The 24859-nt window shown below is 57.8% G+C and carries 22 protein-coding genes; 5 read left to right on the top strand and 17 right to left on the bottom strand.

Annotated elements, in window-relative coordinates; all coding sequences use genetic code 11:
- Window positions 1-5 precede the first annotated feature (5 nt).
- Window positions 6-914 (top strand): M23 family metallopeptidase, encoded by a 909-nt coding sequence (locus tag QY316_00195; protein ID WKZ32862.1) that lies wholly within the window; start codon window positions 6-8, stop codon window positions 912-914.
- A 104-nt stretch (window positions 915-1018) separates the two neighbouring features.
- Complete coding sequence (locus QY316_00190) at window positions 1019-1612, top strand: hypothetical protein (GenBank protein ID WKZ32861.1); 594 nt, start codon at window positions 1019-1021, stop codon at window positions 1610-1612.
- Between the two features lie 195 nt (window positions 1613-1807).
- Here QY316_00190 and pyrF read toward each other — a convergent pair whose 3' ends face one another.
- From pyrF to QY316_00165, 5 genes are all read right to left on the bottom strand, one after another.
- Window positions 1808-2530, bottom strand: a complete 723-nt coding sequence (pyrF, locus tag QY316_00185; protein ID WKZ32860.1) for an orotidine-5'-phosphate decarboxylase — start codon at window positions 2528-2530, stop codon at window positions 1808-1810.
- Between the two features lie 236 nt (window positions 2531-2766).
- The gene (gene pyrE, locus QY316_00180; protein WKZ32859.1) at window positions 2767-3420 is read right to left on the bottom strand and encodes an orotate phosphoribosyltransferase; all 654 of its coding nucleotides are present in this window, start codon (window positions 3418-3420) and stop codon (window positions 2767-2769) included.
- A gap of 126 nt (window positions 3421-3546) precedes the next feature.
- Window positions 3547-3840, bottom strand: a complete 294-nt coding sequence (locus QY316_00175) for a hypothetical protein (protein WKZ32858.1) — start codon at window positions 3838-3840, stop codon at window positions 3547-3549.
- 4 nt (window positions 3841-3844) lie between these two features.
- Window positions 3845-5017: a KamA family radical SAM protein gene (locus QY316_00170; GenBank protein ID WKZ32857.1), complete on the bottom strand. Its 1173-nt coding sequence runs from the start codon at window positions 5015-5017 to the stop codon at window positions 3845-3847.
- A gap of 17 nt (window positions 5018-5034) precedes the next feature.
- Window positions 5035-5304, bottom strand: a complete 270-nt coding sequence (locus QY316_00165; GenBank protein WKZ32856.1) for a hypothetical protein — start codon at window positions 5302-5304, stop codon at window positions 5035-5037.
- Between the two features lie 353 nt (window positions 5305-5657).
- On the opposite strand from QY316_00165, the gene QY316_00160 reads away from it, so the two are divergent.
- Window positions 5658-6329, top strand: a complete 672-nt coding sequence (locus QY316_00160; protein WKZ32855.1) for an FmdE family protein — start codon at window positions 5658-5660, stop codon at window positions 6327-6329.
- A gap of 234 nt (window positions 6330-6563) precedes the next feature.
- Window positions 6564-7553: a class 1 fructose-bisphosphatase gene (gene fbp / locus QY316_00155; protein WKZ32854.1), complete on the top strand. Its 990-nt coding sequence runs from the start codon at window positions 6564-6566 to the stop codon at window positions 7551-7553.
- Window positions 7554-7594: 41 nt separating this feature from the next.
- Here the strand turns inward: fbp and QY316_00150 are convergent, their stop codons facing one another.
- On the bottom strand, window positions 7595-7984 hold the full coding sequence (locus QY316_00150; protein WKZ32853.1) for a hypothetical protein: 390 nt from the start codon (window positions 7982-7984) through the stop codon (window positions 7595-7597).
- Window positions 7985-8082: 98 nt separating this feature from the next.
- Here QY316_00150 and QY316_00145 point away from each other — a divergent pair, with 98 nt between their 5' ends.
- On the top strand, window positions 8083-9027 hold the full coding sequence (locus tag QY316_00145; GenBank protein WKZ32852.1) for a universal stress protein: 945 nt from the start codon (window positions 8083-8085) through the stop codon (window positions 9025-9027).
- Between the two features lie 25 nt (window positions 9028-9052).
- Here QY316_00145 and QY316_00140 read toward each other — a convergent pair whose 3' ends face one another.
- The 11 genes from QY316_00140 to glnE all read right to left on the bottom strand — a co-directional run bounded on the left by QY316_00140 (window position 9053) and on the right by glnE (window position 24681).
- Window positions 9053-10495 carry a potassium/proton antiporter gene (locus tag QY316_00140; GenBank protein WKZ32851.1) on the bottom strand — a complete coding sequence of 481 codons (1443 nt, stop codon included), beginning with the start codon at window positions 10493-10495 and terminating at the stop codon, window positions 9053-9055.
- A gap of 72 nt (window positions 10496-10567) precedes the next feature.
- Window positions 10568-11947: a tRNA uridine-5-carboxymethylaminomethyl(34) synthesis GTPase MnmE gene (mnmE, locus tag QY316_00135; protein ID WKZ32850.1), complete on the bottom strand. Its 1380-nt coding sequence runs from the start codon at window positions 11945-11947 to the stop codon at window positions 10568-10570.
- A gap of 109 nt (window positions 11948-12056) precedes the next feature.
- The gene (gene yidC / locus QY316_00130) at window positions 12057-13616 is read right to left on the bottom strand and encodes a membrane protein insertase YidC (GenBank protein ID WKZ32849.1); all 1560 of its coding nucleotides are present in this window, start codon (window positions 13614-13616) and stop codon (window positions 12057-12059) included.
- Window positions 13609-13863, bottom strand: coding sequence for a membrane protein insertion efficiency factor YidD (yidD, locus tag QY316_00125; protein ID WKZ32848.1), 255 nt, complete (start codon window positions 13861-13863; stop codon window positions 13609-13611). The genes yidC and yidD overlap by 8 nt, the downstream gene beginning before the upstream one ends.
- Before the next feature lie 2 nt (window positions 13864-13865).
- Complete coding sequence (gene rnpA / locus QY316_00120; GenBank protein WKZ32847.1) at window positions 13866-14228, bottom strand: ribonuclease P protein component; 363 nt, start codon at window positions 14226-14228, stop codon at window positions 13866-13868.
- Window positions 14229-14384: 156 nt separating this feature from the next.
- Entirely contained in the window at window positions 14385-14540 is a 156-nt protein-coding gene (rpmH, locus tag QY316_00115; GenBank protein WKZ32846.1) for a 50S ribosomal protein L34, read from the bottom strand.
- A gap of 188 nt (window positions 14541-14728) precedes the next feature.
- Window positions 14729-15832: a DNA polymerase III subunit beta gene (gene dnaN, locus QY316_00110; GenBank protein ID WKZ32845.1), complete on the bottom strand. Its 1104-nt coding sequence runs from the start codon at window positions 15830-15832 to the stop codon at window positions 14729-14731.
- Between the two features lie 291 nt (window positions 15833-16123).
- Window positions 16124-17455 carry a chromosomal replication initiator protein DnaA gene (gene dnaA, locus QY316_00105; protein ID WKZ32844.1) on the bottom strand — a complete coding sequence of 444 codons (1332 nt, stop codon included), beginning with the start codon at window positions 17453-17455 and terminating at the stop codon, window positions 16124-16126.
- A gap of 291 nt (window positions 17456-17746) precedes the next feature.
- Window positions 17747-18994 carry a Glu/Leu/Phe/Val dehydrogenase gene (locus tag QY316_00100; protein ID WKZ32843.1) on the bottom strand — a complete coding sequence of 416 codons (1248 nt, stop codon included), beginning with the start codon at window positions 18992-18994 and terminating at the stop codon, window positions 17747-17749.
- Window positions 18995-19051: 57 nt separating this feature from the next.
- On the bottom strand, window positions 19052-21550 hold the full coding sequence (locus QY316_00095; protein WKZ32842.1) for an AAA family ATPase: 2499 nt from the start codon (window positions 21548-21550) through the stop codon (window positions 19052-19054).
- Window positions 21547-24681: a bifunctional [glutamate--ammonia ligase]-adenylyl-L-tyrosine phosphorylase/[glutamate--ammonia-ligase] adenylyltransferase gene (gene glnE / locus QY316_00090; GenBank protein ID WKZ32841.1), complete on the bottom strand. Its 3135-nt coding sequence runs from the start codon at window positions 24679-24681 to the stop codon at window positions 21547-21549. Before glnE ends, QY316_00095 begins: the two co-directional genes overlap by 4 nt.
- Window positions 24682-24859 lie beyond the last annotated feature (178 nt).

The following is a 24859-nucleotide window of genomic DNA, read 5'->3' as shown; positions in this document are numbered from 1 at the left end:
AGCTGATGCTCCCGGCCGTAATCTCGGTAATAACGCTCCTCTCCATAGCGTTCCCGCTCCTCTGCTCGGCATGGCTCTGGAAAGGCAAGTTCACGAGCAGGACCGATTGGGCCACCCGCGCGCTCCTCTCCGCCGCTGTCGTGGTCTTCTTCCTGGTAGCCGGGACATGGGCCTTCGCGAGCGTGTGGCTCAAATACGCCATAGCGCTCCTCTTCGCGGTCGCGGTCGTGAAGACATTTCCCAGGCTCGAGGACCGGACCATATTCGGAAGGAGGGACAGCAGGGGGCGCGCGAGCTACAGGCCGAGGATCATACTGCTCGTAATCTTCCTGGCCCTTGATTTCGCCGCCCTCAAGGGCAGGTTCATCAAGGACGAACCAGTCGAGCTCTCTTTTCCGCTCAAGGACGGGAGGTATTACGTCCTGCAGGGCGGGGCAGGCCGTATCGCGAACCCGTTCCATTCATCGGCAGGCGACCGCTACGCCCTCGACATAGTGAAGCTCGGCATGCTCGGGAACAGGGCCTCCGGCTTTTTCCCTTCCGAGCTTTACCTCCATAAAATATACGGGGAGGTCGTCTACAGCCCCTGCTCAGGCATAATAACAGGGGTCAGGGACGGTTTGCCCGACAACCCGCCGCGCTCGCCGGATATCAAAAACCCCGATGGAAACCACATAATCATCGAATGCGGAAATGCCAGGGTGCTTGTGGCTCACCTCCTACAGGGGAGCATCACCGTGAAAGAGAAGCAATCAGTGAAAGAAAACCAGATAATAGCCCGGGTGGGCAACTCGGGCAATTCGTTCGAGCCTCACCTGCACATAAGCGCGACCCTTAAGGACGAGCCTGAAAAGGCCCTCCCCCTCACCTTCAACGGAAGGTCCCTTGCGATGAACCGCTCCTTCAGGAACTGAGCCCTCCCCTCCACGCATCTACTTCCGGCAGCTTGAGGCAGCAAACCTTTTCCTTCATACTCTTATTATGTTCAACCCACGGAAAAGGAGGTGCCGCAATGCGAATGAAACTTCATCTGCCCGTCCTTTTGGTGCTCTTTATCGCGCTCTCGAGTCTCGCGAGCGCCGTTACAGCCATAGAAGGCAGGTCGGCAAAGGAATTCGTATCCGACTGGCCGGAGTCGGCGCGTAGCGCCGCGAACCAGATGGTCGATAAATACGGCGAGCCTGACGAAATTACGCCGACAAGGCTCATCTGGCGCGAGAACGGGCCCTGGATGGAGACGGTACTCCATAAGGACGTCGCCACGCACAGGTTCCCCATGGAACATGAGGACACCCTCCGCCAGACCATTCCCTACCAGGTGCCCCCTGACAAATTCGACGAGCTCGCGGAGTTTGACGGAAGCGTAATCGTGGAGCGCACTTCAGGGACCGTCTCTGCCATGTGCGACCGCGAGGAGGCCAACTTCCTGGCCCTGAACCTGGCCAACGACATAGTAAACGAGAGGATAACCGTCGAAGAGGCCAGAGAACAATACGCTGAGATAATACAGGACCTTATGGAGGGAGAGGAGCACCCTTATACCCAGGGCTTTGAATTCGACGTGGCGAGCGTTGAAGACACGCGGTTCGAGGACGAATCGGTAATAGGGTAAAACAAAGCCCCTCTTTAGAGAGGGGCTTAAGCTCCAAAATTTGAAAACTCTGATTCATTGGCGTACTCGTCATTGCGAGCGGAGCGCGGCAATCTCATCTTTTGGAATATCGGGCGCTTTGAGATTGCTTCGTCGCCTCACTCCCCGCAATGACGCAAAAATGGGAATCAAGCAGACCTTTCTTATCGAGGTTTTCTATAAGGCCCGCCCCTGCATCGCCTTCTCTATCTCCGAAGCGATCCTTTCCGCCGCGCCGGCCGGGTCTTTAGAATCCCTTATGGGGCGGCCAACGACTATATAGTCGGCCCCGTTAGAGACGGCCTCGAACGGCGTCACTATCCGCTTCTGGTCACCCCTGGCGTCCTCGGCCATGCGCACCCCCGGCGTGACGATGAGAAAATCCGGGCCGAGCGCTTCTCGCACGGCCCCGGCCTCAAGCCCGGAGGAGACTATTCCCGCGCACCTTGAGGCCTTCGCGACCCCGGCCCGGTAAAGCACAAGCGATTCGGGCGTAAAATCCCCGTCTATCCCTGCTTCGGAAAACGAGTCCTTTGAAAGGCTCGTAAGAACGGTGACGCCGAGCACCTTCGTCTTCCCGGCAGCCTCGACCGCTGCCTTCAGAAGGGAGCTTCCGTCAGAGGCGTGGACGGTAATAAAATCAACGCCCAGGGCGGCTGCCGAGCGTACGGCCCCCTTTACTGTCTCCGGTATATCGTGGAATTTCAAATCGAGGAAAACGGCGCGCCCTCCCCTTTCGCGCACCATCCTTACCACATCCGGGCCGCAGGCCACGAAGAGCTCAAGCCCTACCTTGAATACGCCCACGCGGTCTTTGAGAAGGTCTACGTATCTTTGCGCGCCCTTGATATCAGGCACGTCCAGGGCGAAGATGATGCGGTCTTTTGGGGAAAGGCTCATGTCAATCCCATCTTGGCCAGATTTTTCATGCGATACCGCCCATACAAAAAAAGAGGCCTGGCCCTTGCGGGCCGGGCCTCTTTGCTTTTATCAAAGGCAACCTCTAAAATTAGAGATTTTTCCCGTAATCAAGGAAGGCCGGGAATAAAAAGCGGAGCATATATGATTATATGTGAGCAATTTTATTCCCGGCTTGACGCAGAGTCCGGGGAAAAGATCAATTTTAGAGAGTCTTCTCAGAATACCGGCTTCTCCTTTTCCCTCTCCTGCTTCTTCCTTTCCTTCTCCTCTTCTTCCATCTTCTTCTTGTGGACCTCCATCAGGTCCGACAACGTGAAGATGGGGTCGACCTTGATGCCGGTCGCCTTCTGGATGTTCTCGGCGCCGCCCTCTTCCCTGTCCAGGAGGGGTATCACGCGGAGCACGTTGTAGCCCGCCTCCTTGGCCTTCTCCACGGCCTTGATGGTGGAGGCACCGGTAGTCACCACGTCCTCCACTACCACCACGTTGGCGCCGGATTTCACGTCGCCCTCCACCCAGGCCTGGGTGCCATGCCCCTTGGGCTCCTTCCTTACTACGAACACGTCGAGGTACTTGCCCCTCACCGTGCACGTGAGGGCCGCGGCGTAGGCGATGGGGTCTGCCCCGAAGGTCATGCCTCCCACCGCGTCGATGGGCGCGAGCTTCAGTTTCTGGAAGTACGCGTAGCCGATGAGCTCCATGGCGACCGACGAGAGGGCCGTCTTCTTGACGTCAATGTAGACGTTGCTCTTCTTGCCGCTTGAAAGGGTGAACCCGGCCTCGTCATACCTGAACGACTTGTTATAGAGTATGTCGAGGAGCTCCTTCTTATAGTCCTCATCCATTATCTGGTGCGAAAAGTCTTCCATGCCTGCTCCTTTGCGGTTACGGTTATATGCTCCCGTATAATATAGTATTAACAGGGCCGGAAATCAAGGCGGGGATGTCGGGGCTTGGATGAGTTTACAAGGACAGGGCCGGAAAAGGGCTTGAATTCATTCGGTGTCCACGCGGGTCTTCCTTGAGACCGGCCTGAAGGGGACCACGTTCCTGCTCCGTTCCCTGAGGAGGGACGCGAGCACGGTCTCGTGCCTCCGTTCAGGGTCGAGCTCGAGGCTCTTGAGCGTCCTCATCTGGGCGGGCGTGGCCGTAAGCCAGTTGAGGAAATAGTTCTCCTGGTCCTCGAAGCGCGCGGGCCTGGTCTTTCCGGGCGGCCCTTCTTCGGCATGCCCGGCTTGAACGGCAGTTCCGCCGGCTTCCAGCCCATCCAGGAGGTCGTCGCTCTTCATAATCTCACTCCGGCTCTGAATAGGTATAGATCTTGTTCTCGTAATTCCTGAGCGTCAGCCTGCCCTTTGCCTGGGAGATCAGGTAGGTGGGCGCAACCGGGATCTTCCCCCCTCCCCCGGGCGCGTCGACCACGAAGGTCGGCACCGCATATCCTGTCGTGTGGCCGCGGAGCTCCTCCATTATGTTCATGCCAACAGAGACAGGCGTCCTGAAGTGGCCCGTGCCAACGGCCATGTCGCACTGGTATATGTAATAGGGCCTGACCCGTATCTTAAGGAGCTCCTGCATGAGTTTTTTCATGACAGCCGGCCTGTCGTTCACTCCCTTAAGGAGCACGGTCTGGCTGCCGAGCGGTATCCCGGCGTCGGCGAGCATGGAGCAGGCCTTCTCGACCTCGGGAGAGATTTCCTTCGGGTGAGAGAAATGGATGCTTATGTAGAGCGGGTGGTATTTCCTGAGCATCGCGACTAGCTCGCCTGTCACCCTCATGGGCAGCGTCACAGGCACCCTGGTGCCTATCCTGATCACCTCAAGGTGCGGTATGGCCCTGAGCCTCTTTATATAGTCCTCGAGGACCTCGGTCTTCATCATAAGCGGGTCGCCGCCCGAGATGAGGATGTCCCTTATGGACCTTTTCGACTTGATGTACTTTATCGCGTCGTCGAAGCGCTCTATGGGCATGGGCGGGTGCTCTTCACCGACCATCCGCTTCCTCGTGCAATACCTGCAGTACATGGCGCAGGAGTCGGTCACTATCAGAAGGGCCCTGTCAGGGTACCTGTGCACGAGCCCCGGGACCGGGGAATGGGAGTCCTCACCGCAAGGGTCTACCATCTCGCAGGAAGAGACGCTGAATTCCTCGAGCCTGGGTATTGCCTGCTTCCTTATGGGGCATTTGGGGTCCTGTCTGTCGATGAGCGTGAGAAAATAGGGTGTTATGGCCATGGCCAGGCGGCCGGTGGCGCGCTTGATTCCTTCCTCTTCCCGCCGGGTAAGGGGTATGAGGTCTTTCAACGCCTCAAGGGAGGTTATGCGGTTTTTGAGCTGCCACTTCCAATCGTTCCAGCTCTCGGGCCTTGAAGCGGGGCACTCGATATACTCGGCCAAGTCGGACCTTACAGCGACTTTGGCCGCTTTGCTACTGGGCGGTTCAGAGCTTATTGAAAGCCCCTCCATTCGGCTCCTCCTACCGTCTAAGCGGGTTTTTCGGTTTTAACCAGGTTCAACTGCGGGTTCTGGAGCTCTTCCATAGCCTTTTCGTAGGCTATCTTGTATTTGAAACCCTTTTTCAGGTATTTCCAGATGAATTCGACCTTCTTTGCGTCCTCTTCGGAATACTCCCTGAACTCCTTATCCCCGATGAGGATCTTCCGGGGTTTTATAAACCCCTTCTGCTCAAGGTAATAGAGCTTTTGCCTGGGAATATCGATTTTTGAAAGAAGTTCCGGAGTTCTTATGCCCACCCCTATGATTGCTCCTGTATTTGAATGAAGGGAACATTATTAAGTTCAAAAATAATCTGAAATATAAAATTAAACTTATTTTATAAATCAAACTCAAACTTGTCAAGAGATATATGCGGTTTAGAAGCGCTTTTTTTTAAGCTCTTTATAGGCTTATCCGAAGCTTTGGAAGGGAAAAGGGCAAATTGTTCTTTCAAAAAGCAGGATGAATTTTAGGGGATAAATGTCAGTGCGTTAGTATGGTTCTTATGTAAAAATGCGGATATGGGCCGGGGCCGCCCCTAAACTTGCACTTAAGGCCCGTTTTTGCTAAAATTTTTGTTCGGGCATTTGCCCGAAAGAGAGGAGCCTTCATGAAGAAAACCACGAAATGGCGCCAGGATTTTTTTAGCGAGGTCGAGCCCATAAGGCTCAAGGAGCCGCTTGCATACATCCTCGGCGCTCAGGACGAGAACGAGCTTTTCGTCATCAACTACACGGATGCCGTGCTGGTGGCCGGCCATTCATGCCCCGCCGTTTCAGGCGCATACAGGCTTACACAGAAAGCGTTAAAGGCCCTTTACGGTGAAGAAGTCCCTGTGAGGGGAGAGATACGGGTCATTGTAAAGGGCGGTCCCGGCGACCTGGCCTATGGTCCCCAGGCCCATGTAATTTCACTCATAACCGGGGCCGCGGGCGCAACCGGCTTCAAGGGGCTCGGCGGTAGGTTCGGCAGGAACAACAAGCTTTTCTTCGACGCCGAAGACCCCCAGTTCAATACCTTCATCTTCCAGAGGGAGGATAACGGAAAGGCGGTTCAGATATCCTACAATCCCCAGGCCCTCTCGGGAGACCCGAGGATGAACGACCTCATGCCCAGGGTCATGAGAGGCATGGCTACAAAAGAGGAAAAGGAGCTCTTCTACACCCTTTGGCAGGGCAACGTAAGGAAGATCCTCCTTGAGGACGATAAGTATCCCGGCCTTTTCGAGCTTGCCAGCCTCGATGGCTTCCGTTTCCCGGAACTCAAGGCAGGCGCGTACTGAAATCCGCACCTCGGTTCGCTTTCAAGAAGGGACGAAAAAGGGCTTCACATCCCCTGATTTCAGTATATAATCAAGGGGCACAGCCCAAGGCTGCTCAAAAAGCTCAAGATGCAAGGAGTCGAAAAGTGAGGCATAGGCGTACTTTTAGTGCGCGCAGTGACGAGCTTTAAAGACAACAAGCAGATTGGGCTATTTCAGCAGCCTTTTGGAAAATTCTCCAGAGGAGGGCCCTTCATGTCCATCGGGATGACCCTTACCAAGTTCCTTCTTGAAGAGCAGAGGCGGCACCCGGGCTCTACCGGAAATTTCACGGCGCTTTTCTCGGACCTCGTAACCGCCGCAAAGGTAATATCAAGGGAGGTGCGGCGCGCGGGCCTCATCGACATACTCGGGGCGTCGGGCAACAACAACATCCACGGCGAGGAGGTCCAGAAGCTCGACGAGCTCGCGAACGAGACCATCATCAGGGCCATGGAGCACGGGGGGCATCTCTCCGCAATGGCCTCAGAGGAGATGGACGACATCATCCACGTGGACGGCAAGTACCCTAGGGGCTGCTACCTCCTCCTCTTCGACCCTCTCGACGGCTCATCCAACATAGACGTGAACGTAAGCGTGGGCACCATCTTCTCGATACTTAGGTGCAGCAGCGACGCGAAGGTCACTACCGCCGACTTCCTCAAACCCGGGGTCGAGCAGGTCTCGGCAGGCTACATCCTCTACGGTTCGAGCACCATGATGGTCTACACGACAGGCCACGGCGTGCACGGCTTCACGCTAGACCCGAGCGTCGGGGAGTTCCTGCTTTCGCACCCGGATATCAGGATCCCCGAGAAGGGAAAGATATTCAGCATAAACGAGGGGAACAGCAAGCACTGGCTCCCGGGCACCGGCGCGTATATAGAGAAGCTTAAGTCGGACGGCAAGGACTACAGCGCCCGGTACGTGGGCTCGCTCGTCTCGGACTTCCACCGTAACCTCCTTAAGGGCGGCATCTTCCTCTACCCGGCTGACAAGAAATCGCGTAACGGCAAGCTACGACTCCTTTACGAGGCCAACCCGCTCTCGTTCATCGTCGAACAGGCCGGAGGCCGTTCATCCAACGGCATCGAGAGGATAATGGAGATACGGCCAGGGGAGCTCCACCAGAGGACGCCCCTGATAATCGGGAGCAGGGCGGATGTCGAGGAGGCAGAGTCGTTCTGGAAGGCCCACTTCGCCTGAGCCGGCGCGCGGGGCTTGAGTGAGGCGTAAAGTGCTTGCTATCAGATGGTTTGCATTGCCTGGTGGTAACCGCGGGCCGTCTTTTCCGATTCAAAATACATTACCGTGCCGTCTTCCCTTGAAATGATAAAGGCCTCGGCTTTGTCAACCTGGCTACCCGTGGACGGGTCGATCGCATAACGGAGCGCTCCGGCAGACAGGAGCCTTCCCACGCAGTTCGGGCAGCAGCCGTAATACGTCTTACCCTCTATCTCCACGGGGATGTTCCCCATGAAAGAGACTCTGTCCTGCACCATGCACACCCTTGATGGCTCGACCTGCCGGAAAGCCGCATTTTCCGGACCCGCCTCTACCGTGTGCGAGTTGAAATAAAATATGCCCGCTACTGCAGCTGCGGTCAAGACGACTGCGGCTAAAACCCTGGCGAGCATATTCCTTCTCCTCATCCGTTAATCCGGCCCGATAATATCATTTCGCCCGGTTCTTTGAAAGCCGCTTCTCCGGTCCCTGTTGCCTCACAGCCGGGGCAATGATATACTCCATCATGATGAAGCTCGAAAGCATACTTGCCATAGGGGGAGGGGAGGGTCAGGAGATCGCCCTCCAGTGCGCTTCCAGGCTCGCGCGACACGCGAAGGCCTCTCTCGTGCTCGCCGACGCGCTTGAGGACCTGCCAGCGAACCTCAAGGGCAACAATTCCTTCATGGAGCTCTGGAACAGGGTCGCGAGAGAAGACGGCGAGCGCATGGAATCCTCTCTCGAATCTCTCTCGACAACGGGCGTAAGCGCCGAGGCGAGGCTCCTTATCGGGACACCATTCATAGAGATAATACGCGAGGTATTAAGGGGCGGGCACGACCTTGTCGTAAAGGGCTCTGAAAAGACCGGGCCCCTGAGGGGCGCCTTTCTGGGCAGCAACGACATGCACCTTCTCCGTAAATGCCCCTGCCCGGTATTGATAACAAAACCGTCGAAGGGCTGCCATTTCGAAAGGATACTGGCGGCAGTGGACCCGGACCCGTACCATCCGGAAAGGAACGCGCTTAACGTAAAGATACTGGACGCGGCAGCGACGATTGCAAGGGCATGGGGCGGCGTAATCCACGTCATCCATGCCTGGGAGCTCCTCTCCGAGAGCCTCTACAGGGTAAGGAGCCTTTTGTCGAGCCAGGACCTCGAGGCATACCTCAATGAGACCCACGCGCTGCACGCGAGATGGCTTAAAGAGATGGTAGAAAAGGCGGACTTGAGCGGCGTGAGGCACGAGACGCATCTCGTGAAGGGGAGTCCCTGGGACATAATCCCGGCTATGCAGAAGGAGAAGAAGGCCGGACTCGTCGTGATGGGGACTGTCGGGAGGGCTGGCCTCCCGGGTCTCCTTATAGGCAATACCGCTGAAAGAATACTCGGAAAGATAAACTCGTCTGTCCTGGCGATAAAGCCCGACGGCTTCGTCTCGCCGGTCCAGCCCTGAAATAACAAGGGACCTCTTCCCGGCCTTACCTCTTCTCCGAAAGCACTGCCTTTATCCTGTCGAAAGAGCTCCTGTCGGTCAGCACGAAAAGCTTGTCTTTCTTCTCCAGCACGGTCCTTCCGTCAGGCACGATGAACTTGTCGTCCCTCCATATGAAGACTATGAGCACGCCCTTGGGGAATCCCGCGTCAACGACCTTCTTTCCGATTACAGCCGAGCTCTCCGGCACCTCGATGGGCGTAAGCTCGCTCTTGAGCTGCTCGGCCATCTTCTGGAAGGTCTCGGGCGCGAACGGCTCTGTCACCTTGAGAAGCTTCGCGATGATCGGGATGGTCGTTCCCTGCACGAGCGCCGAGGTAAGGACTATAAAAAAGACGATATGAAATATGAGGTCCGCCTCTGCAATCCCTGAAACAAAGGGGAAGGTCGCGAGTATGATGGGCACCGCGCCGCGGAGTCCCACCCATGAGACCAGGGCCTTGTCCCTGAAAGGCACCTTGAAAAAATAGAGCGTGAGGAACACGCTTGCCGGCCTCGCAACGATTATGAGGAAGGCCGATATGAGGAGCCCCACGCCGATTATCGGGACAAGCCGCGAGGGGAAGACCAGGAGCCCGAGCGTAAGGAACATGCCTATCTGCATGAGCCACGCGAGGCCGTCATGGAAGCTCAGTATGCTCCTCCTCTTCAGGAAGTCGCTCTTTCCCATGACGAGCCCGGCTATGTAGACAGAAAGGAAGCCGTTCCCGCCGAGCGCGGCAGAGGCGCCGTAGATGAGGAGCACGAAGGAGAGGGTGAGGACCGGGTATAGACCGTCGTATTCGAGCTGCAGCCTGTTGACGGTATAGGTCATCATCCTCCCCATCACGTATCCGGCGGCCGCGCCCACGGACGCTTGAAGGATAAAGAGCGGGACCATGTCAACGAGCCTGAATCCCGGGGTCATTATGAGTCCTATGACTCCGATGGTAAGGAAGACCGCCATGGGGTCGTTGGAGCCTGACTCGAGCTCGAGGAGCGGCTTAAGCGGCTTTCTGAGGCTCACGTTCCTCGATCGGAGTATGGAGAAGACAGCGGCCGCGTCGGTCGATGAGACGATCGCGCCGAGGAGGAGCCCCTCAAGGAAGCTGAACTCCGTGATAGCTGAGACGAACCAGCCCACGAGGAGCGCGGTTACGAGCACCCCGGCGCTCGAAAGGGCGACTCCTTTCCAGAGGACAGGGCGAATGCTCTCCCAGTTCGTGTCAAGGCCGCCCGAGAAGAGGATAAACGAGAGCGCAACTACCCCGATCGCCTGCGTGAGCACAGGGTCGTCGAAGTGGATGCCGAGTCCGTCCGAGCCTACCAGCATCCCTACCAGAAGGAATATAAGAAGAGACGGCACCCCGAGGAGGCTCGAGGCCTTGCTCGCGAATATGCAGGTTATAAGTAGGAGCGTTACGCCTATTAAGATATATTCTATCGGCATATTCCTTCTGCTGTATCAAACGCCGGCACGGCCGGATAAAAACTATTTTAACATTTATCGATTGAAATTGTTTTACTTTCCTATGCAGAACGAGCTGAAAATAATATCAAGTACGTCATCCGGCGTGGTCTCGCCGGTTATCGCTCCGAGCGAATCCACGGCCTCCCGCATGTCCGCCGCTACAAACTCCCTTGGAAGGCCGGAACGGACCGCCTCCACGGCCCTGCCAAGCGCCAGTAGCGAGCCTGAAAGGCAGTCCCTGTGGCGGGCCGAGGCAACGAGCTCGCCCGGAGCTACGGAGTGTGCGCCCGACGGGTGCCCGGCGACCTCCTTGTAGACGAGGTCCTTAAGCTCCTCGATACCTTCCTCCCTGAGGGCGGATATGAAGACGAGCGGCCTTCCTGCAAAGGCCTTTTCCGCTTCACCGGCCTTTGCGCCCGGCAGGTCTTTCTTGTTCGCGGCGATAACGACCCTTTTCCCCGTGAGCCCTTCGAGTATGGCGAGGTCTTCGCCGAACGCGCCGGACAGGTCGGCTACATAAATGACAAGCCCTGCCTCGGCTGTCTTCTCCCTCGCGAGCCTTACGCCGATCGCCTCGGCGCGGTCGCACGGCTCCCTGAGCCCGGCCGTGTCCATGATCCTGACGGGGATGCCCCTCATGTCGAGGACGGCTTCTATCACATCCCTCGTGGTGCCGGGGAGCTCTGTCACTATGGCCCGCTCCTCCTGGAGGAGCACGTTCAGCAGGCTCGATTTCCCCGCATTGGGCCTCCCCAGGATAACCGCCTTCACGCCTTCGCGTATCGCCGCCCCCTCGTCGAAGGTCTTGAGCATCTTCAGAAGCGACTCCATCGCGGCTGAAATCGAGGCGCCCATCGCCTCGTCCGAAAGGGTATCGACCTCCTCGCCCGGGAAATCGAGCTCAGCCTCGAGCCGGGCGAGAAGCGAGACCATCGGTCCTTTTATGGAGCCGACCTTCCTTGATAGCCCGCCCTCAAGCCTGCCGCGCGCGGCCGCAAGCGAAAGCCCTGTCTCGGCCGTTATCATGTCCGAGACCGCCTCTGCCTCGGCAAGGTCCATCTTCCCGTTGAGGAAAGCCCTCTTCGTGAACTCGCCGGGGAGCGCGGCCCGCGCGCCCGCGGAAAGCGCGGCTGAAAGGACCTGCCTTAAAAGAAGCGGCCCGCCGTGGCAGTGGAGCTCCACCACGTCCTCGCCGGTATAGGACCCGGGCCCCTTCATAAATACCAGGAAGCCCCTGTCCAGGAGCTCGCCCTCGGGCGAGGTTATGCGTCCGAGATGAAGATATCTTTCTTTCAAGCCGCCGGTGCCGGGCCTGAAAAGCCTGAGCCCGACGGCGAGGGCGTCCGGCCCGCTTATCCTTATGACCCCTATGCCGCCCGGCCCCGGGGCGGTCGCTACGGCCGCTATGGTGTCGGCTATTCCTTCTTTCATGGCGTTTTCGTATGTCCTCGTGCGTAATAAAAAACCCCGGCCCTTGGGGGCCGGGGTTTCTCTTCGGCTTTGGTCCGGACCTCCCCGGAATCACCTGTCCTTCTATGCCTCAGGCCCTTGCCTTTACCGGCGTCTTGTATATGTAATACTGCTGGCCTATCGTGAGGACGTTATTCACGAGCCAGTAAAGCACGAGTCCCGAGGGGAAAGTCAGGAACATGAACGTGAATACGATAGGCAGGAACATCATTATCTTCTGCTGCGCCGGGTCCATGGCCGTGGGCGTCATCTTCTGCTGCACGAACATGGTCGCGCCCATGAGTATGGGAGTTATGTAATAAGGGTCCTTGGCCGAAAGGTCCTGTATCCAGAGGAAGAACGGCGCGTGCCTGAGCTCTATCGCTACGTAAAGCACCTCGTAGAGCGCGATAAACACGGGTATCTGAAGCATCATGGGCAGGCAGCCGCCGAGCGGGTTTATCTTGTTCCGCTTATAGAGCTCCATGAGCTCCTTGTTCATCTTCTCCTTGTCGTTCTTGTGCTTTTCCTTCAAAGCCGCGAGCTGGGGCTGCATCTTCTGCATCTCGCGCATGGAGTTGAGGCTCTTTTTCGTAAGCGGGTAGAAGAGTATCTTTATTATGACCGTGAGCGCTATTATAGAGAGGCCGTAATTGCCGAGGAACCTGTTGAAGAAGTTCAGTATCACCAGCGAGGGCTTTGCGAGCCAGTCGAACCAGCCGAACTCTATCGACTCCTCGAGGCCGAGGCCCTGCTTGACTAGCCTGTCGTACTCCTTGGGGCCTATGAAGGAGCCGTAGCTGAAAGAAGCGGTCTCGCCCGGGGCGAGCGTCAGGGGGAGCTGGAGAGCCACCCTGGACTGGCCGGGCGCCGGCGCTTCCGCGGTCCACGATACCTGCTTATCGGCCTGCGGTATGAGCGCCGAGAGGAAATACTTGTCCTCCAGGCCCAGCCACTTTATCCTCCCTGTGCCGGCCGCGGCAGGGTCTCCCTCGTCCTGCCTTATGAGCTTGTCCGCGGTTTTTATGACAGGCCCCTGGTGGTAGCCCGTGTCGTCGGTGCCTGAGACGTCGGCGAAGAGGACCGTCTCGGCCCTTACGGAGATCGTATTGCCGGTTGGGTTCGTGACCTTTAGCCCGGTATCAATGAGGTAAGCGTCGCCTGAGAAGAGATACCTTTTTTCAATAATAAGGCCCGTGGAGGAGGTCCCTTTATAGACGAGCTCGGCCTCCTGTGATTCATCTATGGAGAGCGCCTCTGCCGAAGGCGAGAAGCTTATGTTCTCCATTGTCCCGTTTATCTCAATGCGCGTGGCAAAGGATTCCCGCTTTCCGACCTTCTCCGAGGCGTTTACTATGCGCTCGTCCTCAAGTCCTTCGCTGTACCTTTTGAGCTCAAAGCTCATTATGCTGCCGCCGTTACTGGAAAGCACGGAGCTGAAGAGCGGGGTCTCGACAACCGTACGCACCTCTTTTACCGGCGGGGGCGCGGGAACGGCCGGGGCCGCCTCGCGGGCCTGCCGCTCCGCAGGCGCAGCCTCTTCCGCGGTCTTTTGCGTTTCCTGGGCTGGGTAGAACTGCTGTATGAAATAAGGGTAGAAGAACAGCACCGCCATAGAGAGTATCAAGGCGATCCAGACTTTCTTATCCATGCTGTGGCGTCCTGTTAAGTTGTTTTTCCCTTGCGGGAGGCACCGGGTCGTATCCGCCCTCGTGATACGGGTGGCACTTCAAAAGCCTTCTTATGCCGAGGTAAAGCCCCTTGAGGGCGCCGTGTGCCTCTATGGAGGCCCTGGCGTATTCCGAGCAGCTCGGGTAGAACCTGCAGGAGGGCGGAAGGACCGGAGAGATCAGGGTCTTGTAAAGGGAAATAAGGAATATGAGGGGTTGCTTGAGCATTTCTATCCGGAAGCCGGCCCCGGCGGGCCGAGCGCTTTTTTAAGTTCCCCCTCCACGCATCTGAGCCCGGCTGCGTGCTCGAGGGTCTTTACCGAGATAAATATGTCGGTCGAGTCCGGAAAGAGGGGCTTGTTCTGCCTGAAGAACTCGCGGAGGAGCCTCTTTATCCTGTTCCTTTTGACAGCGCCTCCGGTCTTGGCGCTCACCGCGATCCCGAGCCTCCTCATGCCGAGCCCGTTCGGAAGGAAATACAGATTGAAGCTCCTGGTTGAGAGCCTTTTTCCGCTCTTCCGTACCCTTTTAAAGTCTTCGGGCCGGAGAAGCCGCTCCTCCTTTGAAAAGGAAGACCCTTCTTTTCCCTTCATCCGCCCGGCTCCCTTTTAAATTCCAGCCGGAAAGCCGACGGCTTTCATAACAAACGTGCGCCCTTCACCTGCCGGCTTTGGGCGACCGGGGGCGTGTTTCCTTGAATCCCGGTCCTCCGGATGCCCCCGGTGGGGTCCGGGGCAGAACGGCCGCGCTTACTTACTGGAGCTTACGGTAACAGAAAGGCGCTTCCTTCCCTTGGCCCTTCTCCTCTTTATTACGGCCCTTCCGGCCTTTGTGGCCATCCTCGTAAGGAACCCGTGGGTCCTGAGTCTCCTTTTATTGCTCGGCTGAAATGTCCTTTTCGGCATGGCGTGTCCCTTTTCTTTTTAGTTCTCTGTGTGTGCTGTTTTAGCGGGGCAGGGCCCTGGTCAAACCGTTATTTAGACACAGGATGTCATTGAATGTCAAGCGGTTTCGGTCAAAAAGCTGTCCTTAAAACCTGAGTGTCTGCGGCATGGCCTTTCCGGGAAAAAGCAGCTTTTCCCGTGCGCGCGCATCAGAGCCTCATGGGCATGATTATGTAGGTATAGTCCTCGCCTCCGGCAGGCCTTATGATGCCGGGCGAAAGAGAGTCCTTGAGGTTTATGGTTACATCTTCTTCCTTCAGCGCCTCCAGGACGTCTATGAAATAGCGGGCGTTGAAGGCTATATCGATATCGTCTTCCGAATATTTTATGTCGACCTCTTCTGTGGCTTCCCCTATATCGGGGCTTGATGACGACAATACCAGCTTCGAGTTCGAGAAGCTGAACTTGACCCCTTTTATCTTGTCGGTCGAAAGTATGGAGACCCTCTTGAGAGACGAAAGCAGTTCCTCCCTTTTCGCGCTCACCACCTTGTCGTTGTCCTTGGGGATTACCCTCCTGTAGTCCGGGAACTCGCCTTCAAGGAGGCGTACCGTGATTACGGTATTTTCTCTCTTCATGACCGCGTTCTTCTGGGTTATGCCGAGGAAGAACTCCCCATCCTTCTCATCGAGGACCTTCTTCATCTCCATTACGCCTTTTCTCGGAAGGAGGACCCCTTCCTTCTGGCCTTTTGCTATATTGTCGCCTTCGCTCATGATAAGGGCGAGCCTGTGCCCGTCTGTCGCGACCATCTTTATCCTGCCGTCCTCCCTTTCTAGGAGGAAGCCGTTTATGTTATACCTCGTCTCGTCTGTCGATACCGCGAATGAGGTCTTGTCTATCATGTTCCTCATGGTCCCGCCGTCTATCGGCTGCAGCGACCCCTCTTCCGGGTCGGGGAACGATGGGAACTCCTTTGCCGGGAGCCCCATGATGTTGAACCTTGCCTTTCCGGCCTTGAGGGTGAGCTTGTCTTCCTTGCCGGTGGATACGTCTATCTGGTCGCCGGGGAGCTCCTTGGCTATCTCAAAGACCTTCCGCGCGTTCACCGTTACGGAGCCTTCTTCGGAAACCCCTGCCTGCGCCGAGTCCCTTATGAAGACCTCCAGGTCGGTAGCCATGATGGTCACCTTGCCTTTTGAGGCGTCCAAGAGCACGTTAGCGAGTATGGGCATGGTGTTCCTTTTCTCAACTATGCCCTGTATCCTCTGGAGCACCTTTATGAAGTCTGGCTTACCGATAGTGAACTTCATCCTGTTCTCCTGTCTTTGGATTTGTATTCTATCTCTCTATAATCTCTTAGAGAGTAGTAGATAGTAGTAGGCCCTGTTAATGTGTTGATAACCGCCAAAGTAACTGAAAGAAAAGGCGAAGCCGCGGCGCTCAGCTGTTCGTAAAAGAGACGCCCCCGCCAACCTTTTACCGCCCCCGAAAATCCATCAACAGAGGCCCCTAATTTACCAACACCACATCCCGGCATACCAACAAGAAGACCACGGGGTGTTGATAAAGCTGTTGGGATGATGCCCAAGAGCCTGAAAGCGCTATCTTATGCCGAGGTTCTGTTTCAAAGACCGCACGGCCTGCTTTACCTCGCCGTTCTCCTTTATCGCCTTTTCGATCTTCTTGCAGGCGTGTATGGCGGTCGAGTGGTCCTTGCCGCCGAAAGACGAGCCTATTTCAGGGTAAGAGAAGCCGCCGTACTCCCTTGCGAGGAACATGGCTATCTGCCTCGGGAGCGCGATATTCTGGTGCCTTCTCTTGCTCTTGAGCTCCGAGGGCTTTATATCATAAAAAGAGGCGACGGCCTTCTGGATTTCGTCTATGGTGAAGACCTTCTCCTCCATCTCCTTTATGAGGTTCTTGAGGGCCTCCTTCGCCATAGAGAGGTCTATATCCCGGTTCGTAAGGCTCGATACCGCGATTATCCTGTTGAGGAACCCTTCGAGCTCGCGGACGTTGGAGCCGCTTACCTCGGAGAGCCACCCCGCGACGTCGTCCGGGAGCTTGACTCCCTCGGCCTTCGCCTTTTTCCTGAGTATCGCGATCTTGGTCTCGGTGTCAGGCGGCTGTATGTCAGCGACAAGGCCCCACTCGAAACGCGACCGTAGCCGCTCCTCGAGGCCGTTCAAGTCCTTGGGGAACTTGTCGCTTGTCACCACTATCTGCTTGTGGTTCTCGTAAAGCGTATTGAAGGTGTGGAAGAACTCCTCCTGCGTGCCTTCCTTGCCGGCCCAGAACTGGATGTCATCTATAAGCAGGACGTCGACGTTCCTGAACCTGCTCCTGAACTCGCTCATCTTCTGGCGGCTCACGTAGTTTATGAAGTCGTTTACGAAGCGCTCCGAGGTGTAATAGCAGACCTTTGCGCCGGGATTGTGGGCGAGGACCTTGTGGCCTATCGCCTGGAGGAGGTGGGTCTTTCCAAGGCCGACGCAGCCGTAGATGAAAAGGGGGTTGTACTTGCTCCCCAGGTTACCGGCGGCGGCCGAGCACGCGGCGTGCGCGAACTCGTTGGCCTTCCCGACGACGAAGTTGTCGAATGTGTACTTGCCGTTGAGTGTCGAGCCCGTCTGCCTCGGTGCCTTGCCGCTTTCCTTCTCTTTTTTCCTGGGGGCAGCGGCCTGCGGCTCGTCGCTTACGGACCAGGCAAGCTCAAGGCCCTTCTTCGACACCTTCCGGAGGACGTCCTCCAGGAGCAAGAGATAGTGCTCCTTTATCCACTCGAGGAAGAAACGGTTCGGCACCTCGAGCTCTATATGGGATGAGCTCCCGCCCAGCACCCGTATGGGCCTGAACCACGTGGCAATGTGCTGCGGGCTTACATGGGTCTCGATCGATTTGAGGCAGTTTTTCCAGATAGCTTCGGAATCCATTTGCACCACGGGTTCCGGCAGCTCTGGAAGAAAGAGGGGCAAACGAGGCCAGAACGATTGCTTTACCGCCGGAAGATATTCACAGGGTTATTCACAGATGTTGATAACTGGGGCCTTTTCGTAGGGAGCCAATTTATCAGAGTGGAAGGGTGATTTCAAGGGTTTTGAAGGGCAGGCGAAAAGAAATTTATATATCTCGAAAAACAAAAATTTATCAGGTAGTTAAGCCTGGAAAGGGTGGCTGCGCCCATCGGGTCAGCCCAAAAAATGCCTTGTGAGGACTCCGGCCGGTCAGGGATAGAGCCCCCGTATCTGGACCGCGTCCGCAACCCTTTTGACCCCCAGGGCCATGGCGGCGGTCCTCATGTCCAGCCCCTTGTCCCTTGAGAGGGAAAGGACCTCGTGGAACGCCTTCTTCATGACCGCGGAAAGTCGGGACCCCACTTCCGCTTCGTTCCAGAAAAACCTCTGGAGGCCCTGCACCCATTCGAAATAAGAGACCACTACACCGCCAGCGTTCGCCAGTATGTCGGGGATGATGAAGACGCCTTTTGAGCCAAGCAGCTCGTCAGCTTCGGCGGTAAGGGGGCTGTTCGCGCCCTCCGCGAGGACCCTGGCCTTTACGAGATGAGCGTTCGAGGCGTTTATCTGCCCTTCGAGCGCCGCGGGCACGAGGAGGTCCGTCTCTATCGATATAAGCTCGTCGATTGTAAGGTCCTCGGAGCCCCTGAAGCCCTGCACGGTATCTGTGTCGCGTTTATGCCTGACGAGCTCTTTCACATCGAGCCCCTGCGGGTTGTAGACCGCCCCCTTGGAGTCGGCAACGCCGATTATCCTTGCGCCGGCCTCCTCGAGGATGGCTGCCGCGTTCAATCCTACCTTCCCGAAGCCGAGCACGGTCGCTGTCAGGCCCCGGACCTCCATGCCCAGGTGGTCGAGCGCCTCGATGACCGTTGTCACCAGCCCCGAGGACGTCGCCTTGCTCCTCCCGAGCGAGCCGCCGAGGCTTACGGGTTTGCCTGTCACGACCCCGGGGACCGAGTACCCCTTCATCATGGAATAGGTGTCCATCATCCACGCCATGACCTGTTCGTCCGTATAGACGTCCGGCGCGGGTATGTCGGATTCCGGGCCTATGAGAAGTCCAATCTCATAGGTGTATCTCCTGGTGAGCCTTTCGAGCTCGCGCTTGCTTAAGCCCGTCGGGTCGCAGGCAACTCCGCCCTTTGCGCCGCCAAAGGGTATATCGACCAGGGCGCATTTCCATGTCATGAGCGCCGCGAGCGCGGTTATCTCGTCAAGGTCGACCTTGGGATGGAAGCGGACGCCGCCCTTTGCGGGCCCCCTCGCGAAATCGTACTGCACCCTGTAGCCCGTGTAGTTCGCTATTGAGCCGTCGTCCATCTCCACGGGGACCGAGACGATAAGGGAGCGCCTCGGGGTCTTAAGCCTTTCATATACCGATTTGGGGAGATTGAGATGCCTGTTCGCCTTCTCAAGGGCCAGAAGCACCTCCTCGAAAACGCTTTTTTCAGCCATGGTCCCCCCGGAAAATTAAAATCTTTGCACGGCACGGGGCGGAAAAGCCCCTCTTAACTATTCACCATCCCGAGGCGCCGTGTCAAGGGAGGGGTCGGCGGCTTCCGCGTTGGCGGGACTTGTCTCCGGGGTTTCCCCGGGCAGGACTTTTTCGAAATCGGCCTGTACAGGCCCGCCTTGCGGCCCGGGGAATTTTTCCTCGAACGGGGCAGGCACGGCCACCGGCTCCTTTTTTTCCGCCGCGTTGCCTGACCAGAAGGTCCATATGAAGTAGCCTGCGGCGATCGCGGCAACGAGGAAGAGGACTACCCAGAGGACAGCACTCGATGCGTTATTTTTTGCGGGCCCGGTCTTAACAGGGGTCTCCTTTTGGCCCGGTGCCTCTTTCTTGGGAAGGGGTTTCTGAGGAGCCGATGACTGAGCGGACGCTGCCTCCTGCATGGCGGGCGCGGCGGGCGCCGGTGCCTCCGCTGCAGCCGCCGCCTTTTCATGCGGGGTGGTTTCAGACCTGGCCTCGCTAACGGGTTCAAGGGCCGCCGGCTCAAGGACGTGCTCGTATTCCATCAGCTCAATGTGCTCGTGGTTTTGAGGCCTTCTTTCAACGGGCGCTTCCGGCAAAACCACTTCCGTATCCCCGGGCCCCGGCTCAATCGCAGCGGCTCCGGTGAGCGGAGCCGCTGCCTTCTCAAGGGGCTTGGGCACGGTCCTCTTGAAAACGGCCGCAGCCTCTTTAAGAGCGGCCCCGGGAATGCCGCCGGTCTTCTCAAATATTTCTCCCGGGTCTGGCGCGGAGAGGGCGACGCGTACGGCGGCCTCTCCCTTTGCGGACCTTACCCGGGATTCTATAAGGAGAGAGGTCTCCTCCCGGGTCATCCCGCTAAGCTTGACCCTGGTCGAGAGCCTCTCGTCGAGCTCCTTGAAGGCAGGGTCCTTGAGCCTTTCCGCCAGGCCGGGCCCGGCGGAAAGGATAATCTGCAGGGTCTTAAGCCTTGTAAGATACTGGACGAGCTTGAGGCAGCCGGGTGAAAGAGAGTCCGCGTCGTCAATTATAATGAGGCTGTGGCCGCCCTGGATCTTATTCTGGGAGACCCGCATCCCGAGGTTAAGGAGCTGGTCCTTTACGGTCCTGGCATCGCTACTTGAGCCCAGCTCGGTGTTAAGCCCCTTCACGAAATCGAACTCCTTTGCCTGGGGCCTCTGTATGAGGGCGGCAAGGACCTTGTCCTGGGAAACCCTTTTAAGGAGCTCAAGGAGCACGGTGGTCTTCCCGGCCCCCGGCTCGCCCTCGAGGAGCACCGGGCCCGAGTGCTTTCTTACGGCCTTTACGAGCGCATCGAGCGGACCGGCCTCTGCCCCTGAAAGGGGCGGCTCGGCCGGGAAGCCCGCGAAAGGCCCGGCCTCACGGGGGGCCCGGCTGTTTAGATAGAGCCTCTTGAGCTCTGAGAGCGCTTCCGTATTCCAGGGGTTCTTGGAGAAAGCGGTTGAGAACGCCTTTTCGGCCTCTTCGGAACGGCCCTGCGCGAGAAAGACCTTTCCGAGGTAGAGCCACGCGCCGTCGAGGTCGTTATTGAGGTCTATCGAGTCCTTGAGGAGCCTCTCTGATTCGGCGATCCTTCCGGGGTCGTCGTTATAAATGGCCCAGCCCAGGGCGGCCCAGTACTCGCCCTCGCCGGGCGAGATTGTCGTTATGTCCTTGAGCATGCCGATGGCCGAGAGGAAGTCCTTTTTATGAAGGGCGGCCTTGGCGCGCATGAAAAGGAGTTCGGCATTGAGCTGGGAATCCACCTGCGCCTCGGGAGGGCGGGCCTCAGGGGCCGATTCCCTGAGCTCATATGGCCCGTCAGTTGCGCCGCCGTCCTTGAGGAGTCCGGTAATCACAAGCGAGAGGGCGATGGACAGGGCGCGGTGACGCAGCAGGTCCGATGAGCCGAGCGCGTCCTCGAGCGTCTTCCCGCCCGAGAGGGCCTCTATGAACCGCATCTCCTGCAGGTTGAAATGGAAGTCCTGAAGCTTGTAAGGGCCTTCGCCCTCATGGAGCGAAAGGCGCCTGTCCATGCAGGGCCCCAGCTCCTTTTTGATGTTCGAAGCCGGGTAGAAGCCGAGGCTTATGCCTTCGAGAATGAGCTCTGCCGGATGGAGCGGGTTATCGGGAAGCCCGTCCGGGATGGGCGCTTTCACGTACCTGTAGGAGCCCTCCTCCCAGTCGAAAACCCTGAGGAGCCTCCTCTTGAGCTGAAGCCGCAGGAACTCTTCCAGCTTCTCCTTCGTAAGGAGACCCATGGATATGAGCACCTCGCCGTGGCGCTTCCGTTCACGGAGGACGGCTTCGAGCGAGCCCTCATACTCCTTCTCGGAGATTATCCCCTCCTGCATGAGGAGCCTTCCGAGCACCTCTCCGAGCACGTTCGAGCTCGCCGCCACCGGAAGGCCCCGCCTGAAGAAGAAACGCTTCTTCACGGGTTCCTTCATGATGTCGAGGACCGCGGTCTCGTCCTGCTTGAGATATATGAGATGAAGGAGCCTCGGGAGCCCCATATTTCCCAGTTCGCTTTTCATTCTTTACCGTCCTTCCCGTCCCGCGGGGGAGGGGGCGTCTTGAGCCCTTCGAGGACCATTGAATAGGAATCCCTTACCCTTTCGGCAAAGCCGGCGTAATCCTTGAGGAGCCTTTCCGCGGCATCCGGGCCGGAGTAGCCGGTCCTCTTCGCAAGGGTGGTAAGCTCCTCCGAGCCCCTCACGAGGTAGCCCTCCGGCCTGTCATGGACAATGCGCTGCCTCGTCTCTATAAGCCGCATGAATGACCATGCGCCCGAGAGGAAACGAAAGCCGTCCTCCGGGATGAACCCTGCGCGCCGGAGCCTCAGTAGCGCCTTTTGGGTATAGGAGGTCCTGAGGGCTGGGTTTGTAGAGCCGTATCTCAACTGGAGCGCCTGCACCAGGAATTCTATATCGACTATGCCGCCTGACCCGGTCTTGATATTATACCGTCCCGCATCCTCCTTGGCAATTTCAACCTCCATCCGCTTCCTTATCCGGAGCATCTCCTCGACATCGGCCGCTGTGAGGGGCTTTGAGTAGAGGATCTCCCAGAGGCCGGATACGATGCCGCGGCCGAATCCCATGTCCCCGGCAACGGCGCGGGCCCTGGTAAGGGCCTGCCTTTCCCATACGAGCGTCGGGCCGGAGTGGTATTTAAAGAGCGCCTCTTCGGAAACGACTAGGGGGCCCGCGCTCCCCGAGGGCCTTAGCCGCGCGTCCACGTTGAATACGAAGCCCTCTCGCGTCCGTAAAGTGAGAGCGCTTATCATCCTCTGCCCGAGCTTCACGTAATATTCGTGCAGGGATATTTCCCTGGGCCCGCTGGTACGGTCCTGGGCATTTCCCGAGTATACGAAGACTATATCGAGGTCAGAGCCGTAGATGAGCTCCCTGCCGCCGAGCTTCCCCATGCCGATGACCGCGAACCTGCCGGATGCCGGTGGGTCGCCGTAGCGGTCCCTCAAGCCGTCCGCCGCGATCTTCAGCGCCGCGCCGAGAGCCGCCTCGGCCAAGAACGATATCTGGTTGGAGACCTGCCTGGGCTTTAGCGCCCCGCCTACGTCGTTGAGGCCTATCCTGAAAAGCTCCTGGCTCTTAAGCCTCCGGAGACCGTCGAGAACATCCTCGTACTCCTTTCCCGGTGCTGTCTCGGATAGGAAGGCGGCAATTATCCCCTCGCGCTTCCTGTAGGCTATGGAGAGCTCGTCCGAGAGGAGGATGTCGAGGCTTTCAGGGTGGTCTATCAAGTCCCGCGAGAGAAATACGCTCGTGCCGAAAAGCCGCATGAGCTCTTCGAGCACGTGGGGGTTCTCGTAAAGGAGTGAATAAAAGGTCGTGCGGGCGCCTACGGACGATATGAACCTTTCGAGGTGGGCGAGGCTCCTGTCAGGGTCGGGCGAATCCGCGGCCTTCTGGAGGAACATGGGCGCGAGCCTCTGGAGCATCAGGCGCGCCCTGGAAGACAGGCGCGCGAACGGCGGCCCGTCACGTAGAAGCTTGAGGTTCGCGTAAGCCGCAGAAGGGTCGCCGAAGCCCAGGGCGCGGAGCCTTGATTTCGCCTCTTCCTCCGGGAGGTCGGCCGTGAAGAGGAGCCTTACCTCCTCCGGGACCGCCGGTGCCTCGCCGGACCTGTAGAAAAGCGACCTGAAGACCTCGTGCACGCCCGAGGTCACTTTCCTGTACTCGTCCCAGAAAAGGCCGGCTGCTTCTTCTTTCGAGCCGCTGAAACCCATCATCCTCGCGAGCCTTAAGAGGGCGGCCTCGCTTGCGGGTATCGCCTGGCTCTGCCTGCCCTCGATTATCTGTATCCTGTGCTCGAGCTCCCGGAGGAACGTGTACCCTGCCGAGAGGCGCTCCGCTTCATCGGCCTTTATATACTTATGCTCCTTGAGCTTAAGAAGGGCCTCGAGGGTGTTCCTTTCCCTTATTAGCGGGTCCTTGCCGGCGTGTATGAGCTGAAGGGCCTGGCAGAAGAACTCTATCTCGCGTATGCCTCCCGCCCCGAGCTTCACGTCCACGGCGTCCGGGTTCCTCCGAAGGAGGCTTAAGTCTATCTTTTCCTTCATGGTCTTTATTTCGTCGATCGCAGTGAAGTCCAGGTATTTCCTGTAGACAAACGGCCGTATCATGGAGAGGAACTCTTCCCCGAGCCCGGTCGAGCCCGCTACGGGCCTTGCCTTTATCATGGCCGCGCGCTCCCAGGGCTGGCCCCAGGACTCGTAGTAGACCTCTGCGCTCCGGAGCGAGTTCGCGATGTCGCCGCTCCGGCCCTCTGGCCGGAGGTCGAGGTCGACCCTGAAGGCGAACCCCTCGTCCGTTACGTTCGATATGAGCTTTGTTACGAGCATCGAGACCTTGACGAAGAAGGCATGGAGGCTTATGGCCGAGCCGGGCCTCCCGTCGACCCCGGCGGTCTCGCCCTTGTCGGAAGAATATAAGTAGATTATGTCTATGTCGGATGAGAAGTTGAGTTCTCTCCCGCCGAGCTTCCCCATGCCTATGACTACGAACCCGGCCTCTTTCTTTCCTCCCTCGGCGTCCTCGTAAAACGGGGCGCCGTAAGTCTTTGTGTGGAGCCTCGTGGAAAAGGCTACGGCCGCTTCGAGGCACGCGGAAGCGAGGTCGGAAAGCTCCCTTGTGGTCTCCCTCAAATCCGCGACCCTCAAGAGGTCCCTCGTGCCTATCCGTAAATACTCCTTTTGCTTGAAAAGGCGTATCTCCCTTGAGACCTCTTCGACTGATTCAAGGCCCGAGGTCCTCTCCTCTATTTCCAGCCTGAGCGATTCCGCGTCCCGGGAAAGGGCGAGGGCTTCCCTGAAGAGCCACCCGGTATAATCCGGGTTACGGGCCAGGATGCCCGACAGGAATGAAGACGAGCCGCAGATGAAGAGGAGCCCCCCAAGCTCCTTGTCCGGGAGCGCGTTTACGCTTTCTCCAGAGCCCTCGACCACGCCTTCGAGGTTGTTCAGGGCCGCGTCGGGCGAGGGCGCCTCCAGGGACAGCTTCACGACAGCCTCCAGGCGGGTCGAGAGCGGGCCGCCTGAAAGGAGCCTGAGGTTCCTGAGAGCGCCTCTGCCGTCGGCATAGCCGAGGCCGGCGAGCGCAATAGAGGCCTCGGATTCCGCTTTGCTGAGTATTTCGTCTATCATCACGGGGTTTGGGGGATCGAGACCGGACCATGATAAGACATCGCAAATGAAAAGGCAATAGCACTCCGTAGCGGCGGGACCTCTAAACCCGCCTCTTTCTTGACAAATCAGGGGGGTGTGCCTACATTATATTGGAATTGACCGGGCAGGCCCGGAGTAGAATATCTTTCCCCATCCG

It is taken from the genome of Thermodesulfobacteriota bacterium, assembly GCA_030583865.1.
Classification (GTDB): domain Bacteria; phylum Desulfobacterota; class GWC2-55-46; order GWC2-55-46; family GWC2-55-46; genus UBA5799.
Note: the sequence above shows the minus strand (reverse complement) of the source record. Positions and strands in the feature narration are given on the sequence as shown.